Below are 241 nucleotides of genomic sequence, written 5' to 3' on the forward strand. Positions count from 1 at the left end.
TCGTTGTCATATGTGTTGGTGATGCTGTTCTGGTTGTATACTCTGAGTCCGTCTCCGGTATTGAAGCTGCCGGCACCCGCAAATGTTTTAACTTCTGCATAAGGAGAAATCGTGATGCAGTCTCCGACATGAACAACGCCGCTCGTACCGACGGCATTTACTTTAAAAGCTCCGACAATAGCTGGCATGATGGCACACCCTTTAATTGATCAAACATTTTTTTATGGGCTATACACCATAT

1 protein-coding gene is annotated in these 241 nt (G+C 44.8%); it reads right to left on the minus strand.

The window, feature by feature from the left end; genetic code table 11:
• Nucleotides 1-188, minus strand: a 188-nt coding sequence (locus tag J0695_RS46445; protein ID WP_206970028.1) for a spore germination protein, incomplete at its 3' end; no start/stop codon positions are given.
• Between the last annotated feature and the right edge of the window lie 53 nt (nt 189-241).

The organism is Streptomyces beijiangensis (assembly GCF_017315755.1).
Classification (GTDB): Bacteria; Actinomycetota; Actinomycetes; order Streptomycetales; family Streptomycetaceae; genus Streptomyces; species Streptomyces beijiangensis.